Source organism: Oleiphilus sp. HI0043, from assembly GCF_001634935.1.
In genome coordinates this window covers 1-390 of record NZ_LWEY01001081.1, presented here as the reverse complement: position 1 = coordinate 390, position 390 = coordinate 1, and the positions used below count along the sequence as shown (strand labels likewise).

The following is a 390-nucleotide window of genomic DNA, read 5'->3' as shown; positions in this document are numbered from 1 at the left end:
GAGCTTATTTTCAGGCAAGGAAAAGAGTTTTAAGCTATATCTTAAAAACTTTTATGTTCGAAGAGCTTTGAGGATTTTTCCTCTATACTTTTTATTCCTATTTATCGTGTTCATAATCTCCTTAGTGGTCTATATAGCGGCGTTTTTCAAGGTAGTTGTCGCCTGAGCATTTAAGCTGCTTGTTTTTCCTTCTCCGGGTTCAACTTAACGTCACCCACTTTCTCCCAGTTCCGCGTAGCTTTTGACCACCTTATTTGGTTCTTTCTTTTCATCTTGCGATAAAGCTCATCCCTCTTCGATAATATTTCTTCATCCAGACCTAAGTGCCTTTGCTCTGGGGTAACAAAGTTAATTCGACTATGCCGGTGCTCTGTGTTGTACCAAGTGACA

The 390-nt window shown here is 39.7% G+C and carries 1 pseudogene; it reads right to left on the bottom strand.

Features of this window, described 5'->3' with window-relative positions:
* Window positions 1–170 precede the first annotated feature (170 nt).
* Window positions 171–390, bottom strand: a pseudogene (locus A3729_RS32990) (IS3 family transposase); the annotation flags it as partial.